Here is a 16,106-nt window from a genome sequence, read left to right on the forward strand (position 1 = left end):
TCTAAAAAATTCTGTATCTCCGTCACACTTTTGAGTACAATTCTTCGGTTAAATTCTACTCATAAATGATGAGCTAAAATGTTTGAAATCAATCCTATAAAAAACCGTCTGCAGGATGTGTCTGAGCGCACAAATATCCTGAGGGGGTATCTTTGACTATGACGCTAAGAAAGAGCGTCTAGAAGAAGTAAACGCAGAATTAGAACAACCGGATGTATGGAACGAACCTGAGCGTGCTCAAGCGCTAGGTAAAGAACGTTCTGCATTGGAAGCGGTAGTAGAAACGATCGACCAACTTGACCAAGGTGTTGAGGATGTTGATGGCCTATTAGAGCTTGCGGTTGAAGAAGAAGATCAAGAAACGTTCGATGAAATTGAACCAGAACTGGCCGAGCTTGAAGCTAAGCTAGAGAAGCTGGAATTCCGTCGTATGTTCTCTGGTGATCACGATGCATCAGATTGCTACATCGATTTACAGTCAGGTTCGGGCGGTACAGAAGCTCAAGACTGGACTTCAATGATGTTGCGCATGTACTTACGTTGGGCAGATTCGAAAGGCTTCAAGACTGAAGTTATCGAAGTGTCGGATGGCGATGTTGCTGGCCTTAAAGGCGCAACGGTACGTATTTCTGGTGAGTATGCTTACGGTTGGTTACGCACAGAGACTGGTGTTCACCGTCTAGTTCGTAAGTCACCATTTGATTCAAGTGGTCGTCGTCATACTTCATTTGCATCTGCGTTTATCTATCCTGAGATTGATGACAACATTACGATCGACATTAATCCTTCTGACCTACGTATTGACGTATACCGTGCCTCTGGCGCTGGTGGTCAGCACGTAAACACCACGGAATCAGCGGTACGTATTACTCACGTTCCGACTAACACTGTGGTTCAGTGTCAGAATGACCGTTCGCAGCATAAGAACAAAGATCAAGCGATGAAGCAGCTACGTGCTAAGCTTTTTGAACTTGAGATTCAAAAACAAAATGCTGAAAAACAAGCGAGCGAAGAGACGAAATCAGACATCGGTTGGGGCAGTCAAATCCGCTCTTACGTGCTGGATGATTCTCGTATCAAAGATTTACGCACCGGCATCGAAAACCGTAATACTCAAGCGGTTCTTGACGGTGACTTAGACAAGTTTATTGAAGCTAGCCTGAAATCAGGTCTGTAAGCTTTATCAACTATTAAGCTTTACCAATAATATTGGTAAAAATGCCTATATTTGCAAAAATATAGCGGTCCAAATTTTAAAAGCAGGGTACATCTCTAATGACTGATGCTGTTCAAAACGAAAACGCACAAGAAGCTTCTTCACCTGAAGAGAACAAACTAATCGCTGAGCGCCGCAGCAAGCTGGATCACATCCGCCAAAACTGCAAAGCTAACGGTCACCCAAATGACTTCCGTCGTGAGCACCTAGCTGGCGATCTTCAAGCGGAATTCGGTGAGAAGACTAAGGAAGAGCTAGAAGAGCTTAACCACATCGTTGCGATCGCTGGTCGTGTTATGGCGAAGCGTGGTCCATTCCTTGCGATTCAAGAAACTTCTGGTCGTATCCAAGCATACGCAGCGAAAGACGTTCAAAAAGTACTGAAAGAGAAGTACCAAGGCCTAGATATCGGTGACATCATCGGTGTTAAAGGTGCGCTTCACAAATCAGGTAAAGGCGACCTTTACGTGAACATGGAAGAGTTTGAATTGCTGACTAAAGCACTTCGTCCTCTACCAGAGAAGTTCCACGGTCTAACTGACCAAGAGATGCGTTACCGTCAGCGTTACGTTGACCTAATCGTGAACGAAGATTCTCGCAATGCATTCATCGTGCGTTCTAAGCTTGTATCTTCAATCCGTAACTTCATGAGCGCGAAAGGCTACCTAGAAGTTGAAACGCCAATGATGCACGTGATCCCGGGTGGCGCAACTGCACGTCCGTTCATCACTCATCACAATGCACTAGACATCGACATGTACCTACGTGTTGCACCAGAGCTTTACCTTAAGCGTCTAGTGGTGGGTGGTTTTGACCGTGTATTCGAGATCAACCGTAACTTCCGTAACGAAGGTCTATCTCCACGTCACAACCCAGAATTCACAATGATGGAATTCTACCAAGCGTACTCTGACTACAAAGACCTTATGGATCTGACAGAAGAGATGCTAAGCACGGCAGCAATGGATGTTCTTGGTTCTACTTCTATGCCTTACGGTGACGAAACGGTTGAGTTCGGTGGCACTTACGCTCGCATGAGCATGTTCGATGCGATCAAACACTACAACCCTGAGCACGCTGAGATTCAAGCGCTAACAGAAGCAGACCTACAAGACCGTGAAAAGATGGTTGCTATCGCAAAATCTGTACACGTAGACGTAGAAACGTTCTGGACATGTGGTCAGCTTCTAGAAGAGATCTTTGGTGAAACGGCTGAGCCTCAGCTAATTCAACCAACGTTCATCACTGGCTACCCAGCGGACATCTCTCCTCTAGCTCGTCGTAGCGATGACAACCCGTTCTTCACAGACCGTTTTGAGTTCTTCATCGGTGGCCGTGAAGTTGCGAATGGTTTCTCTGAGCTTAACGATGCACAAGACCAAGACGAGCGTTTCAAAGCGCAAGTTAACGCGAAAGACGCGGGTGATGACGAAGCGATGTACTACGATGCAGACTACATTACTGCACTAGAGCACGGCCTACCGCCAACAGCGGGTCAAGGTATCGGTATCGACCGTCTAGCAATGCTATTTACAAACACGCACACAATCCGTGACGTGATCTTGTTCCCGGCAATGCGTCCACAGGCGTAATTCTCGCTTATAGGGCGTAACAGCCTATGTAATTAAAAAGCCACCTTCGGGTGGCTTTTTCTGTTTTGGGGCTTCAAAACCTAGTCTGTACCGCACTCTTGATTCGAAAAATCGTTATTTCTGACATAGTCTTACTATTGAGACATAAAATCTAAGATAGTCTCACTACTATAGGTCTCTGCGCTGAATACGCTCTCGCGGCATTTTGTCGAACGATGAAGCAGTGACTCGTATTAGTCTGATTTAAATAAAAATAGAATAAGGAAGAAGGATGGGAACTCAATTTAAGATGGATTCCTTACCAGGTTCTCTTATCGTCGTTGGTGGTGCGTACGAACCCTGGTTATCAGTGTTAGAACAAGTGGGTTGGCAGTGTACCCAGTGTGCAGATTTACGAAAAGCCGATGCCTTGATTGCTGATATTGGCCCATGTATTGGTATTGTCGATCTTAGTCATGATGAGTTCAGTCTCAACGGTATTGCTAACCTTGTGAGCAATAACAAGCAGGTGAGATGGCTCGCCTTTATCCGTGAATCTCAATTAAGCTCTGATACGATCTGCCAGTTTATCGTCAACTTCTGTATCGACTTTTTCACGGCACCTATCCCAGATGCTCAATTGCTGAGTACCATTGGTCACCAACTGGGTATGCTTAAGCTTGAGCAGAAGGTATGGCCAAACTACGGCATCAATAACAACATGGGACTGCTAGGCGATTCTGTGGCCGTGAAGCGCTTGAGAGACCAAGTAAAGCGTATTGGGCCGACTGATGTCAGTATCTTGATTTATGGCGAGAGTGGGGCTGGTAAAGAGACGATTGCACGCTCGATTCATCAAAATTCGTCGCGAGCACAGAAACCATTTTTAACGGTTAACTGTCGTGCCTTGTCTGAAATGAGAATAGAGGCCGAGGTGTTTGGCATATCAGCACAGTCAGCGACTGCGCCTTGTATGCTGGAAGAGGCCGATGGTGGCACCATCTTGCTCAATGATGTTTTGGCGATGCCACGTAATCAACAGTTGAATCTGCTGCGTTTTCTACAAGAAGGCAAGATTGAAACTGCGAATGGACCTAAATCTGTCGATGTGCGTATTCTGGCCGCGAACTCCTCTGATATCGAGAAGGCGTTGATCGAGGGCGACTTCAATGAAGAGCTTTATCACTATATCAATGTTCTGCGTATTCATGTTCCAAGCTTAAAAGAACGTGTGAGCGATATTTCAGTACTGGCGAATCATTTTCTGCGTGAGTACTCGAAAGAGTTTAATGCTCAAGCGAAGAGCTTCTCAGACGATGCTATCCGTTCGATGAATCGATACCATTGGCCTGGAAATGTGCGTGAGCTGATGAATCAGATTAAGCGTGTTGTGTTGATGTCTGATGCTGTGATCATTGAGGATCACCAACTGGATTTACCAAAACAGAATGATGAACGCCGAAGCTTGAAGAGTATTCGAGAGCGCTCAGAGCGCGATGCGTTACTGATTGTATTGGAATCTTACGGTGGTCAGGTTTCATTGGCGGCTAAGGAGCTCGGTGTATCACGAGCGACGATGTACCGCTTGCTGAATAAACACAGCCTAATCTCTGAAGGTGTTGTTTAGACTCTTCTCTACATGACTTTATTCAGTCACCGTAAATTAAAGGCCACGTATCTACGTGGCTTTTTTGTTTCTGAAGGGTAGTCCGTTGTTTTCTAGTTAGACCCTAAGAGAGATATGCTGTAATTTTATATAATTATAGTGAATATCTTATATATAAATGAATATGCAACTGATATTTTAGGTGAATGCATTGTTTTGAAAATGTTAACCAATTATCGGTTGAATAATATACTCACTTGGTTAGACTTTAACCGTGAAAGCAGCGATTTAACAAAGACTTGTCTGCCTTTACTACCCATTTCTTTTTGGATTTTTTAGTTAGTTTGGAGGCGCAAATGAAACATTTCGATTTTATACAGCATATTTGCGCTTCGTTTGATCCGTGTTCTGACATGGTGACTGTTATGTCACAAACATCAGCCATGGCCGATCGAAACACCCAAGATAAACCTAACTAATAGATCCGTATCCTTATTTGGCTGCGGAAAAATAGCAGCTAAATGAGAAGCCCTCATACTATCTAACACGCTATTTTTCCTCAGTTTATTCAACAACTGGAGAGTTATTATGCGTCACTCAGTATATTTAAAATTAGCAACAGTCCTTATCCGTGCCGATCTTCGTCGTGAAGAGCGGGAATGGCAGCGAAAAGTACGTCGTAGTTCACTAGACCTACCTTGGCACAACACTCATTTGCTAAGAGATATTGGCCTTGAAGCCGATGGTCGTCCAATTGGTTTCTCTGAGCCTGAAGTTGTCACCATTGAACGTCGCGTTCGTCATCTTCGTCGTGTTCTTAGCGCGCGAATACCGACGTAATCTTTCGGGGTTGATCGCACCTTTCAACCCCCTAAATCATTGACGGTGATAGTTAGGTGTCAAAAGTGAGCGCTTTTGAACTAGAACTGGACAAAAAAGAGAAGCATTGGCTTCTCTTTTTTGTTTTTTAATCGAGAAAAATCAACGTGCCCTAGTAAAGAAATAGAGTTCTACTAAGCTATAGAGAGCAAGGGAGGCCGGTTATGCAAAAGCATCAGTTAGACATGTGGTTACATGGAGAGCACAAAGACTCTTATCAAACACCCAAAGTGTACGTTATTGGCTGTTCTGATATTTCAGAATATCTATTGGCGGTGGAGTACAAACATAAGCTAGAACCGGTAAAGCAAGACGGCGAGCCGCTTCACTTTGGATCCTTGGATCAAGTGAAAGAGGAGTTACTCCGGCTCGGCTTTGAAAAGGCGTATCTTCGCTTACACAACGCCTATGATGAGTTTGGTAATGAGCCAAGCCAAAGCTACTGTGATATTGAACTGGCGCTCAAACCTCATTAAGAGGCGTTGGTAGCGAGATATTGATTCTAATTCCAGACTGTTTTTTAACGCACTGATAGTTTTGGCTATCGAGGCTCGATTAAACGATCTATGCGTAATGTGTTGTCAGTAATTTATGGGTGAATTGAGTTCGCAGATAGAAACCACGTGGTTTAGTTTTGATAGGTTTTCCGCTTGCACCGTAAGCTTCCGTTAACACACGACTGTTAGCAGCCTTCGGACGTAAATGCAGTGCTTCACCGTGTCTTGCTGTTATCTGTTCAACATTGCCTAAAACGATCAACTCCATCAGTTCTTCCCAATCTCGCTTCAAGAGTTCGTCTTCAGCTTGGCTAGGTGTCCATAATAATGGGGATCCTACATGCCTCTCTGCTAGCGGGATCTCTCTTTCTCCCTCGACAGGGATCCACAACACCTTAGACAGCTTGTTTCGAACGTGGCTGGTTTCCCAAGTTATGCCTTGCACACCCATCAAAGGAGCAACACACACAAAGGTGGTTTCGAGTGGCTTGCCAGAGTAGCTAATCGGAATGCTTTTTAGCTCGATACCGAGCTTGGCAAAATCTTGTTCTGGCTTACTGCCTGCAGGTGCACCCAAGTGCCATTCCAATAGCTGCCCAACCCAGCCTTTATCACGCTTAAGGTCGTTTGGCATCACCATCTCAGCTTCGTCAGCGAGCTCTTTAAAGGTCACTCCGGCGATGGCATACGCGCGCTCTAACAGCTCTTGTTGTGTTTGTGGTTCTGGTTTCATAATAAAAGGCATGATCAAAAAAATGATTTTATCAGAAGTTATCACCAAATGACGACTGGTTAAGAAATGATCTCCTTGCGAGAAAAGGGATCAAACTCAGGGTTATCCACAGGACATAAAGGTAATTAATTGAAATATTAATTTAGTGGATAAATAAACAGGGGTTTATGGTGGATAAAATGCTTGCCAAATGGGGTTCAAAATGAATCTTTCACTTAGTAGTGTGGATAAACATCGGAGTGGTTGATCTTTAACCATGTCAGGTTTCTGAAAGATCTTTTACATTTCTAATGTTTTTTAAAACTAGAATTTTATTTTAATTTACTGATTTATATAATAATAAAATTATTTTGACTGATTTGTTGTTTTTGGTGTTGATGAATCTATGGATTAAAAAAAACGATTGCGGGTAATTCTTCACATAGTTATTCACAGAAAAGGTGAATAAATGTGGTCTATGTCTCACTATTGTGTGGGTAACTAGAATTTGAGCAAAACTTATCCATATTCCTAGTTATTATTCATAAATATAGCGCTTATCACGTCACTAAGTTTGCTCCGATTGGGGATATGTGGAAAAATCAGAGTAATTAAAAATTTAGATAGAGGTTGGCCAGTGATAGATGGCGATGGTTACCGATTAAATGTTGGTATTGTAATCTGTAACAACCATGGTCAGGTCTTCTGGGCTAAACGATACGGGCAACATTCATGGCAATTCCCTCAAGGGGGAATAGATGAAGGTGAGACTCCGGAACAGGCAATGTACCGCGAGTTGTATGAAGAGGTTGGCCTTACTAAAAAGGATGTAAAGATCGTCGCGACAAGTCGTCATTGGTTACGCTACAAGCTACCCAAACGACTGGTTCGGTGGGATTCTAAACCTGTCTGTATTGGACAAAAACAGAAGTGGTTCCTTTTGCGCTTAGATTGCGATGAATCGCATATCAATATGCAGCGTGGAAGTACACCTGAGTTTGATGGTTGGCGTTGGGTGAGTTACTGGTACCCAGTTCGACAAGTTGTTTCTTTCAAGCGAGATGTTTACCGTCGAGCGATGAAAGAGTTCGCATCTTTAGCAATGCCGTTTAAAGAGCGAAAAATAAAAGGAAAGCGCAAATTGCGTAGAGGTTAAGCATGCTCAGTCAACTAAGGGAAATAGTTGAACACGTATCAAGAGTTGAAGATGTGTCGACGGCTCTTGATATTTTGGTTAAAGAGACATGCAGTGCGATGCAGACGGAATGTTGCACCGTGTATTTGGCAAATAATGATATGCAGCGCCTTGAGTTGATGGCAACTCAAGGCCTGATCTTCAAAGGCAATAGCATTCACATTGGTTTTGACGAAGGTCTGGTTGGCCTTGTTAAAAGAAGTGCTGAACCTATCAACCTTGCACAAGCGTCTGCTCACCCTGCTTATAAGTTTTTTCCAGAGCTTGGAGAAAACGTCTATCACTCTTTTCTCGGTACTCCGATTATCCACCGCAAGCAAGTGCTCGGTGTATTGGTCATTCAACAGAAGACCCCACGTTTATTTAGTGAGATGGAAGAATCCTTCCTTGTCACGCTCTCTGCACAACTTGCCGTTATTGTGGCGCACGCCCAAACTCAAGGCCATTGGCTGTTAGAGCAACAGAAGCTACCGGCTACTAAAGGTATTGCAGCTTCATCGGGCGTGGCGGTTGGTGACTTATGGTGGGACAACACTCAGCCTGAACTCACCGATGTTTATCCTGCTTCGACGCTCAATATAGAGAGAGAGCATGAGTTGTTGGCGGTAGCGGTTGAAAACGCCCTCAATGACTTTAAGCGCATGCGAAAGCGCTTAGATAGCGAAATCAATAAAGATGCGTTGGCGATCTTTGACCTGTTTACTCACTTACTCAACGATCCTATGCTGCGTAAGGATCTAAAAAGCCAAATCCAGAAAGGCGATAAAGCCGATTGGGCACTAAGACAGGTTGTAGAGAGTTATTCTAATCGCTTTGCTCGTATGTCGGACGTGTATCTTCGTGAGAGAGCACAAGACATCCGAGAGCTCGGACAAAGGCTGCTCTATTTCCTCCACAACTCTGAACATGAACTTCGCACGTTAGATAAGCCGATTATCCTAGTGGTTCGTGAGTTAACCGCTTCGGTATTAGCGTCTATTCCCAAAGAAAAGCTCTTAGCGGTGATTTCCTTGGAAGGGGCGGCGAACTCGCACGCAGCGATTTTATCTCGAGCGCTTGGCATACCTTCCGTCATGGGGGTAAACCTCAACCTAGCTCAAGCTAATGGCAAGCGAGCGATTGTTGATGGGTATAGCGGTGAGATCTTTATTGAGCCGACTAAAAGCCTGCTCAAAGAGTATCGAGGGCTGATTCTAGAAGAGAGTGAGCTCTCCTCTATGGTCAATCGCGAGCTGTACCTACCGGCAAAAACGCAAGACAACAAGCAAGTCGAGATTCTGCTTAATGCGGGTTTAAGTGCAGACACTAACATCGCTATCAACCAAGGCGTTGATGGCGTAGGGCTGTATCGAACTGAAATTTCTTTCTTGTTGCAGCAAAGATTCCCGTCAGAGGATGAACAATTCAAGCAGTATCGTTCTGTACTGGCAAGCTACCCAGAGAAACAAGTGGTGATGCGTACACTTGATATCGGTGGTGATAAGGCCTTACCGTATTTTCCTATCGAAGAGGACAATCCATTCCTTGGTTGGCGTGGTATTCGGTTTACGCTCGATCATCCTGACATCTTTATTATTCAGTTACGTGCCATGCTACGTGCGAGCTGTGAAAGCCATAACTTGAGTATTTTGCTGCCGATGATCTCTGGTGCACAGGAGTTGGATGACGCGCTACAGTTGATTGAACAAGCGTATGATGAAGTGCATGAGCTTGATAACCGAGTGCGTATGCCTCGCGTTGGTATCATGATTGAAGTGCCATCCATGCTGTACATACTGCCGCTGATTGCGCATAAGGTCGACTTTGTTTCAGTCGGTACCAACGACTTAACCCAATATTTATTAGCGGTTGATCGGAACAATTCACGAGTATCCGATGTCTATGAATCAATGCACCCTGCGGTGATCATGGCATTAAAACAAATTCATGATACTTGTAAGCAATATCAATTACCTGTTTGTATTTGTGGCGAGTTAGCCGGTGACCCGATGGGCGCGCTGCTATTGATTGGATTGGGGTATGAGACGTTAAGTATGAATACCTCGAATGTCGCAAGAACCAAATATTTGATTCGTCAATCGAACTTGGCTGAATTACAGGATTTGGCAAATAAGGCACTTTCAAAACCGTATGGTAGTGACATCTATAGTATGATGCTGAACTATTTCGAAGAGCGTGAATTTACAGGCTTCATTCGAGCAGGTAAAAAATAGGATTTAACGTGTCATATGAACTGATAGGCTTGTTAGCGGGCCTTGGTGCTATTGTTGGTGTTTTAGCAGGCTTGCTAGGCATTGGTGGTGGTTTGCTGGTTGTTCCTGCCTTACTGTTTTTGCTTCCTAAAGCGGGTATCCCCCAAGAGTTTGCGATGCAAATGGCATTGGCTACTTCGCTATCAACCATCATCGTTACGTCGGGATCGTCTGCGATTAACCATCTAAAGTTGGGTAACGTAGAGATGTTTGTCGTTAAATGGTTGATGCCAGGTGTGGTGATAGGTGGCTTCCTCGGCTCTTTCGTGGCCGATGTAATTCCAGCTCAATACTTACCAAAAGTCTTTGGTGTGATTGTTTTGGTGTTGGCGTTGCAAATGCTATTGTCGATTCGCTCCAAGAGCCAAAAATCGATGCCGGGTTCAGCTAAAACCGTGTTGTGTGGCGGCGGGATTGGTTTGGTATCAAGCTTAGCGGGCATTGGCGGTGGGTCTTTATCGGTACCTTTCCTTAACCATCACGGTGTGGAAATGCGTAAAGCCGTCGGCTCATCTTCGGTATGCGGTTGTGTTATCGCGATTTCGGGAATGCTAGGTTTCATTTGGCATGGATCTTCTGTCGATGATCTTCCTGCGTATAGCTTGGGTTATGTTTATCTACCGGCTTTGATCGCGATATCTTGTACCTCAGTTTTGACCACTCGAGTGGGTGCGAAACTGGCCACTCAATTGCCAACCCCTGTGCTGAAGAAATTCTTTGCGGTATTTTTAATGTTTATAGCAGCCACAATGCTGCTGTAGCGTCTTTTCTGTTAGTCATTGAGCTAACCGTTAATCAATTTAGATAGAGAGCCAAGTATGTCTCAGGGTTTTATCGAATTCCCAAATATCGATCCTGTTCTTATTGAACTAGGACCAATCTCAGTTCGTTGGTACGGCCTAATGTACCTTGTCGGTTTTATGTTTGCTCTTTGGTTAGCAAATCGCCGAGCTGATCAACCGGGTAGTGGTTGGACTCGAGAGCAAGTATCAGACTTACTGTTTGCTGGCTTTCTAGGTGTGGTGTTGGGTGGTCGTATTGGCTACGTACTTTTCTACAACTTTGACCTTTTCCTAGCAGACCCACTGTACCTATTTAAGGTATGGACTGGCGGTATGTCTTTCCACGGTGGCTTGCTGGGTGTTATCACCGCAATGTTCTGGTATGCGAAAAAGAATGGTCGCACCTTCTTTGGCGTGGCAGACATGATTGCACCACTCGTCCCATTTGGTTTAGGTATGGGCCGTCTAGGTAACTTCATGAACAGCGAGCTTTGGGGCCGTGTGACTGATGTGCCATGGGCGATTGTGTTCCCTAACGGTGGTCCACTTCCTCGTCATCCATCTCAACTTTACGAGATGGCGCTTGAAGGTATCGTGCTGTTCTTCATCTTGAACTGGTTTATCAAAAAGCCGCGTCCTCTTGGTTCTGTATCAGGGTTATTCCTAGCTGGATATGGTACATTCCGCTTCTTAGTAGAATACGTACGTGAACCTGATGCTCACCTAGGTTTGTTCGGTGGATTTATCTCTATGGGACAAATTTTGTCACTGCCAATGGTTATCATCGGTGTGCTGATGATGGTGTGGGCATACAAGCGTGGTCACTACAAAGACGAATTACCACAACAAACGAAGTAAGGAATTGGTGTGAAACAGTATTTAGATCTCTGTCAGCGTATCGTTGATGACGGTACTTGGATTGAAAATGAACGCACGGGCAAGCGTTGCCTAACCGTGATCAATGCTGACCTTGAATATGATGTTGGTAATAACCAATTCCCACTGGTAACAACGCGTAAGAGTTTTTGGAAAGCCGCAGTTGCTGAGCTGCTTGGCTATATCCGTGGTTACGACAATGCTGAAGATTTTCGTAAGCTAGGGACTAAAACTTGGGATGCGAATTCTAACCTGAATGAAGCATGGCTGAATAACCCTTACCGCAAGGGTGAAGATGACATGGGCCGTGTTTATGGCGTTCAAGGACGTGCATGGGCAAAACCTGACGGCGGTCATATCGACCAACTGAAGAAGATTGTTGATGATCTAACTAACGGTATTGATGACCGCGGCGAGATCTTAAACTTCTACAACCCTGGTGAGTTCCACATGGGATGTTTGCGTCCGTGTATGTACAGCCATCACTTCTCACTACTTGGTGATACTCTGTACCTAAATAGCACTCAGCGCTCTTGCGATGTACCCCTAGGCCTGAACTTCAACATGGTTCAAGTGTATGTCTTCCTAGCTATCATGGCGCAAATCACGGGTAAGAAAGCTGGCGTGGCTTACCATAAGCTAGTAAATGCTCATATTTACGAAGATCAACTTGCACCTATGCGTGATATCCAGTTAAAGCGTGAGCCGTTAGCTGGCCCAACATTCCATATCAATCCTCAGATTAAGTCTCTAGAAGATTTGGAAACATGGGTAACGATGGATGACTTCTGGGTTGAAGGTTACGAATGCCACGAAGCGATTAAGTACCCATTCTCGGTTTAATCTCACTCGCTTTGTTTGATTGAAAGGCTGCCTCTGTGCAGCCTTTTTTGTATCTAAGTTACAGTGACGAGTAATCGAGATTCGAAGAGCAGAGAAATCATATGCTGTGTGATGCTTTATGTTACTCGTATACTCTCAACGCGCATTGGCTCTTTCTCTTCGATACTCGCTTACACGAATCCCGTATCTGCTCTTAAAAAGAAAAAGCCCGCAACCTAGGAGGTAGCGGGCTTTGCTATAAGCGATGTTTATTTTGCTATTAAGCGGTAAGAGCTAACACGCTACCAGGCAGTACAAGGAATACCGCAACAAGGTAACCAGCCACTACAGCTTTGTTCTTCACAGCCATGTCTGAAATCATGTCTGCCGCTTTAACTGGAAGTTCACGTAGGAACGGGATACCGAAGATGAATACCGTTGACATGATGTTGAACACCAAGTGTACTAGAGCAATTTGTAGTGCGAATACTGCGAACTCACCAGACACTGCTGTAGCTGCAAGTAGAGCCGTAATACATGTACCGATGTTTGCACCCAGAGTGAATGGGTAAACGTCACGTACTTTAAGAACACCTGAACCTACTAGTGGAACCATCAAGCTTGTTGTCGTAGAAGAAGACTGAACAAGGATAGTCACGATAGAGCCAGAAGCGATACCGTGGATTGGACCACGACCGATTGCGTTCTTTAGAATCTCACGAGCACGACCAACCATTAGGCTCTTCATCAGCTTACCCATTACAGTAATAGCTACGAAGATAGTTGCGATACCTAGAGCGATAAGCATGATGCCGCCAACAGTGTCGCCAAACGTTGATAGTGGTTCTTTAATCGCACTTACAACAGGCTTAGTGATTGGCTTGATGAAGTTAAGACCACCCATGCTCATATCACCTGTTGCTAGCATCGGTGATACTAACCAGTGAGAAATTTTCTCTAGAATTCCAAACGCCATCTCTAGTGGTAGGAAGATAGCAACGGCTAATAGGTTAAAGAAGTCGTGGATTGTCGCACTTGCGAATGCACGTTTGAACTCTTCTTTACAACGAACGTGACCAAGGCTAACTAGCGTATTGGTTACCGTAGTACCAATGTTAGCACCCATGATCATAGGAATTGCTAGCTCAACAGGTAAACCACCTGCCACAAGGCCAACGATAATTGAAGTAACTGTACTTGATGATTGAATAAGCGCTGTTGCTACTAAACCAATCATTAAGCCTGCAACTGGGTGTGAAGCAAATTCGAAAAGAACCTTTGCTTGCTCGCCTGTTGCCCATTTGAAGCCTGTACCAACCATTGAAACTGAAAGTAATAGTAGGTAAAGCATGAATGCCAAGTTAGCCCAGCGTAGCCAACGAGTAGTGCTCGAGATAGGCGCTGCTGCAGTAGTAGCTTGGTTCATAATGTTTTCTCCATTGGACCGTTTAAGTCTGTGTTTGGTCTGTTTGTTTAATCTGAGCGTGATGTTAGAGGGGAAATATTTCAGTAATATTACATTTTGGTTTAGGTGCGACTTTTTTGTGATGATTTACTCTTTAAATATTCCAATTGCTAATGTGGTTGTTTTAAGTTGTTGTTTTAAGTTGTTTTTTAATGGAAATTCTATAGGTGATATAGATCTTAAAAGTTAGAAAAAAATTGAAAATAATCGATGAAATATTACATTATGAAATCAGACACTTCGAAAAAATAAGTGGTAAATCTATGTTTGGTTAGGTTTTTCCGAGTTTGTTGAGTGGCGGTGTCATATTTGATATAAAAGGGTATCTATTCTTTTATTACGGCACATCTATGTCGCATCTCAACTACAACCATCTGTATTACTTCTGGATGGTTTGCAAGCAAGGCTCTGTTACTAAAGCTGCAGAAGCCCTATTCCTAACACCACAAACGGTAACGGGGCAGATAAAAGCCTTAGAAGAACGCATGGATGGCAAGTTGACCAAGCGTAATGGCCGAAGTGTTGAGCCTACAGAGCTTGGGCAACTGGTCTTTAAATATGCCGATCGTATGTTTGGCCTGAGTTACGAGATGCTGGACATCGTGAATTACAGCCAGCACTCCAATATTCTGTTTGATGTTGGCGTCGCGGATGCGCTCTCTAAAAGACTCGTCAGTAAGATACTGATGTCGACCATCCCTCCAGATAACAGCATTCACTTGCGCTGTTTTGAATCGACCCATGAAATGCTACTTGAGCAACTCTCTCAACATAAGCTCGATATGATTTTGTCTGACTGTCCGGTGGACTCTAGTCAAAGCCCGGGCCTGTTCAGTAAAAAGCTGGGTGAGAGTGGAATGAGCTTTTTTAGTTCAGGTCAGGTTGAAGGGGTTAATTTCCCTGCTGTATTGGAGCAAAGAAAGCTTTTGATCCCTGGCAGCCGAACCTCAATGGGTCGTAAAGTGCTGCAATGGTTTGATAGACAAGGGCTTAAGCCAGATATTTTAGGTGAGTTTGATGATGCCGCATTGATGAAGGCTTTTGCTCGTTACCATCATGACGTAATATTTTTAGCACCGACGATTTATATGTCTGAAGTGGAAGACGACACATCACTGCAACTATTAGGCGGTATTGAAGAGTTAAAAGAGGAGTACTACGTCATATTTGCTGAGAGGATGATCCAACATCCAGCAGTAAAAAACGTATGTGACGCAGATTTTAGCAAATTGTTCGAGTGAGATAGTTTGTTAATGAATTGATATCGATTATCATAACTCCGCAATATGCCGGAAATACTGATAGCCCGTAGTTGGCGTAAAGGTTGTAGGGAGCCAAACTATGAACTTAAAAGAGATGGAGAAGAACTCAGCACAAGCTGTGATTCTACTCAAAGCCATGGCTAACGAGCGTCGCTTACAGATTTTGTGCCTATTACATGGCACTGAACTGTCGGTTGGGGAGTTGTGTGGCAAGTTGGAACTGAGTCAGTCTGCTTTATCTCAACATCTTGCTTGGTTGAGAAGAGATGGTTTGGTCGAAACTCGCAAAGAAGCTCAAACTGTGTATTACACATTGAGTAGTGAAGAAGTAAAAGCGATGATTAACCTACTGCATGGTATTTACTGCAAGTAGCTTATTGCTGGTGGGAGGGGGATTTCTTATCAGCGATAGAATGACACAAGGAAGTGTTAGCATTTCACATTGAACGTTAGTGTTTACCTATCTATCTACGTACCAATTTGCTTCTCTATTTATTTTTCTGATTGTTTGTTTTATCTATCTGCTTAAATTGTTTATCGGTCAGAAAAACGGCTGTTAGCACGTAAAATAAAAGCGTTACTCAAAATTTAGATATAAAAAAACCGGCCTAGGCCGGTTTTTTTCGTTTTGCGTTGTAATCAAATTTCTATTAAAGAGCTTTGATTGCAGCAGCGAAACGAGACTTATGACGTGCAGCTTTATTCTTATGAATAAGGCCTTTAGTCGCCATACGGTCAAGAAGTGGTGTAACTTCTACAAGAGCAGCAGTTGCAGCTTCTTTATCACCAGCTGCGATAGCTGCGATAGTCTTTTTCATGTAAGTGCGCATCATAGAACGACGGCTAGCATTGTGCTGGCGACGTTTCTCAGCTTGGATAGCGCGCTTCTTAGCAGATTTACTGTTTGCCAAGGGTCTAACTCCCAAAAACTTAGTTCGGTGACAATTTAAGGGCGAGGACTATCCCTCATT

15 protein-coding genes are annotated in these 16,106 nt (G+C 44.0%); 12 read left to right on the forward strand and 3 right to left on the reverse strand.

Features of this window, described 5'->3' with window-relative positions:
- Window positions 1–78 precede the first annotated feature (78 nt).
- From prfB to AB6E30_RS00955, 5 genes are all read left to right on the forward strand, one after another.
- A protein-coding gene (prfB, locus tag AB6E30_RS00935) for a peptide chain release factor 2 (protein WP_100208942.1) occupies window positions 79–1,177 on the forward strand; the annotation gives its coding sequence in 2 pieces (ribosomal slippage) (window positions 79–153 and window positions 155–1,177; 1,098 coding nt in all).
- Window positions 1,178–1,275: 98 nt separating this feature from the next.
- The gene (gene lysS, locus AB6E30_RS00940) at window positions 1,276–2,808 is read left to right on the forward strand and encodes a lysine--tRNA ligase (protein WP_017059330.1); all 1,533 of its coding nucleotides are present in this window, start codon (window positions 1,276–1,278) and stop codon (window positions 2,806–2,808) included.
- Window positions 2,809–3,079: 271 nt separating this feature from the next.
- Entirely contained in the window at window positions 3,080–4,414 is a 1,335-nt protein-coding gene (gene vpsR / locus AB6E30_RS00945; RefSeq protein WP_017062873.1) for a cyclic-di-GMP-binding transcriptional regulator VpsR, read from the forward strand.
- A gap of 567 nt (window positions 4,415–4,981) precedes the next feature.
- Window positions 4,982–5,233, forward strand: coding sequence for a hypothetical protein (locus tag AB6E30_RS00950; protein WP_008224444.1), 252 nt, complete (start codon window positions 4,982–4,984; stop codon window positions 5,231–5,233).
- Between the two features lie 203 nt (window positions 5,234–5,436).
- Window positions 5,437–5,748, forward strand: coding sequence for a DUF6482 family protein (locus tag AB6E30_RS00955; protein ID WP_004735016.1), 312 nt, complete (start codon window positions 5,437–5,439; stop codon window positions 5,746–5,748).
- A gap of 88 nt (window positions 5,749–5,836) precedes the next feature.
- Here the strand turns inward: AB6E30_RS00955 and mutH are convergent, their stop codons facing one another.
- Window positions 5,837–6,502 carry a DNA mismatch repair endonuclease MutH gene (gene mutH, locus AB6E30_RS00960; protein ID WP_372102416.1) on the reverse strand — a complete coding sequence of 222 codons (666 nt, stop codon included), beginning with the start codon at window positions 6,500–6,502 and terminating at the stop codon, window positions 5,837–5,839.
- Window positions 6,503–7,118: 616 nt separating this feature from the next.
- Here mutH and rppH point away from each other — a divergent pair.
- From rppH to AB6E30_RS00985, 5 genes are read left to right on the forward strand one after another with little or no spacing between them, the layout of a single operon-like run.
- Window positions 7,119–7,637, forward strand: a complete 519-nt coding sequence (gene rppH / locus AB6E30_RS00965; protein ID WP_017059335.1) for an RNA pyrophosphohydrolase — start codon at window positions 7,119–7,121, stop codon at window positions 7,635–7,637.
- 2 nt (window positions 7,638–7,639) lie between these two features.
- A complete protein-coding gene (gene ptsP / locus AB6E30_RS00970; protein ID WP_372102417.1) occupies window positions 7,640–9,889 on the forward strand; it encodes a phosphoenolpyruvate--protein phosphotransferase in 2,250 nt (749 codons plus the stop codon).
- A gap of 8 nt (window positions 9,890–9,897) precedes the next feature.
- A complete protein-coding gene (locus AB6E30_RS00975) occupies window positions 9,898–10,689 on the forward strand; it encodes a sulfite exporter TauE/SafE family protein (RefSeq protein ID WP_017059337.1) in 792 nt (263 codons plus the stop codon).
- Between the two features lie 57 nt (window positions 10,690–10,746).
- A complete protein-coding gene (gene lgt, locus AB6E30_RS00980) occupies window positions 10,747–11,568 on the forward strand; it encodes a prolipoprotein diacylglyceryl transferase (protein WP_017059338.1) in 822 nt (273 codons plus the stop codon).
- 9 nt (window positions 11,569–11,577) lie between these two features.
- Entirely contained in the window at window positions 11,578–12,429 is an 852-nt protein-coding gene (locus AB6E30_RS00985) for a thymidylate synthase (RefSeq protein ID WP_017059339.1), read from the forward strand.
- Between the two features lie 259 nt (window positions 12,430–12,688).
- Here AB6E30_RS00985 and AB6E30_RS00990 read toward each other — a convergent pair whose 3' ends face one another.
- Complete coding sequence (locus tag AB6E30_RS00990) at window positions 12,689–13,834, reverse strand: Na/Pi symporter (RefSeq protein WP_017059340.1); 1,146 nt, start codon at window positions 13,832–13,834, stop codon at window positions 12,689–12,691.
- A gap of 389 nt (window positions 13,835–14,223) precedes the next feature.
- Here AB6E30_RS00990 and nhaR point away from each other — a divergent pair, with 389 nt between their 5' ends.
- A complete protein-coding gene (gene nhaR / locus AB6E30_RS00995; protein WP_017059341.1) occupies window positions 14,224–15,114 on the forward strand; it encodes a transcriptional activator NhaR in 891 nt (296 codons plus the stop codon).
- Window positions 15,115–15,214: 100 nt separating this feature from the next.
- Complete coding sequence (locus tag AB6E30_RS01000; RefSeq protein WP_004735028.1) at window positions 15,215–15,508, forward strand: metalloregulator ArsR/SmtB family transcription factor; 294 nt, start codon at window positions 15,215–15,217, stop codon at window positions 15,506–15,508.
- Window positions 15,509–15,785: 277 nt separating this feature from the next.
- On the opposite strand, the gene rpsT is transcribed toward AB6E30_RS01000, so the two are convergent.
- Entirely contained in the window at window positions 15,786–16,046 is a 261-nt protein-coding gene (gene rpsT / locus AB6E30_RS01005; RefSeq protein ID WP_004739529.1) for a 30S ribosomal protein S20, read from the reverse strand.
- Window positions 16,047–16,106: the final 60 nt, after the last annotated feature.

Origin of the sequence: Vibrio sp. 10N.247.311.12, assembly GCF_041467515.1 — a bacterium.
Lineage (GTDB): Bacteria > Pseudomonadota > Gammaproteobacteria > Enterobacterales > Vibrionaceae > Vibrio > Vibrio crassostreae_C.

What these genes read in the sequence shown, in the direction of transcription:
- AB6E30_RS01000 (WP_004735028.1), top strand. Translation starts at nt 15,215, where the DNA reads ATGAACTTAAAAGAGATGGAGAAGAACTCAGCACAAGCTGTGATTCTA.
- vpsR (WP_017062873.1), top strand. Translation starts at nt 3,080, where the DNA reads ATGGGAACTCAATTTAAGATGGATTCCTTACCAGGTTCTCTTATCGTC.
- ptsP (WP_372102417.1), top strand. Translation starts at nt 7,640, where the DNA reads ATGCTCAGTCAACTAAGGGAAATAGTTGAACACGTATCAAGAGTTGAA.
- AB6E30_RS00950 (WP_008224444.1), top strand. Translation starts at nt 4,982, where the DNA reads ATGCGTCACTCAGTATATTTAAAATTAGCAACAGTCCTTATCCGTGCC.
- nhaR (WP_017059341.1), top strand. Translation starts at nt 14,224, where the DNA reads ATGTCGCATCTCAACTACAACCATCTGTATTACTTCTGGATGGTTTGC.
- lgt (WP_017059338.1), top strand. Translation starts at nt 10,747, where the DNA reads ATGTCTCAGGGTTTTATCGAATTCCCAAATATCGATCCTGTTCTTATT.
- lysS (WP_017059330.1), top strand. Translation starts at nt 1,276, where the DNA reads ATGACTGATGCTGTTCAAAACGAAAACGCACAAGAAGCTTCTTCACCT.
- AB6E30_RS00990 (WP_017059340.1), bottom strand. Translation starts at nt 13,834, where the DNA reads ATGAACCAAGCTACTACTGCAGCAGCGCCTATCTCGAGCACTACTCGT.
- mutH (WP_372102416.1), bottom strand. Translation starts at nt 6,502, where the DNA reads ATGAAACCAGAACCACAAACACAACAAGAGCTGTTAGAGCGCGCGTAT.
- AB6E30_RS00955 (WP_004735016.1), top strand. Translation starts at nt 5,437, where the DNA reads ATGCAAAAGCATCAGTTAGACATGTGGTTACATGGAGAGCACAAAGAC.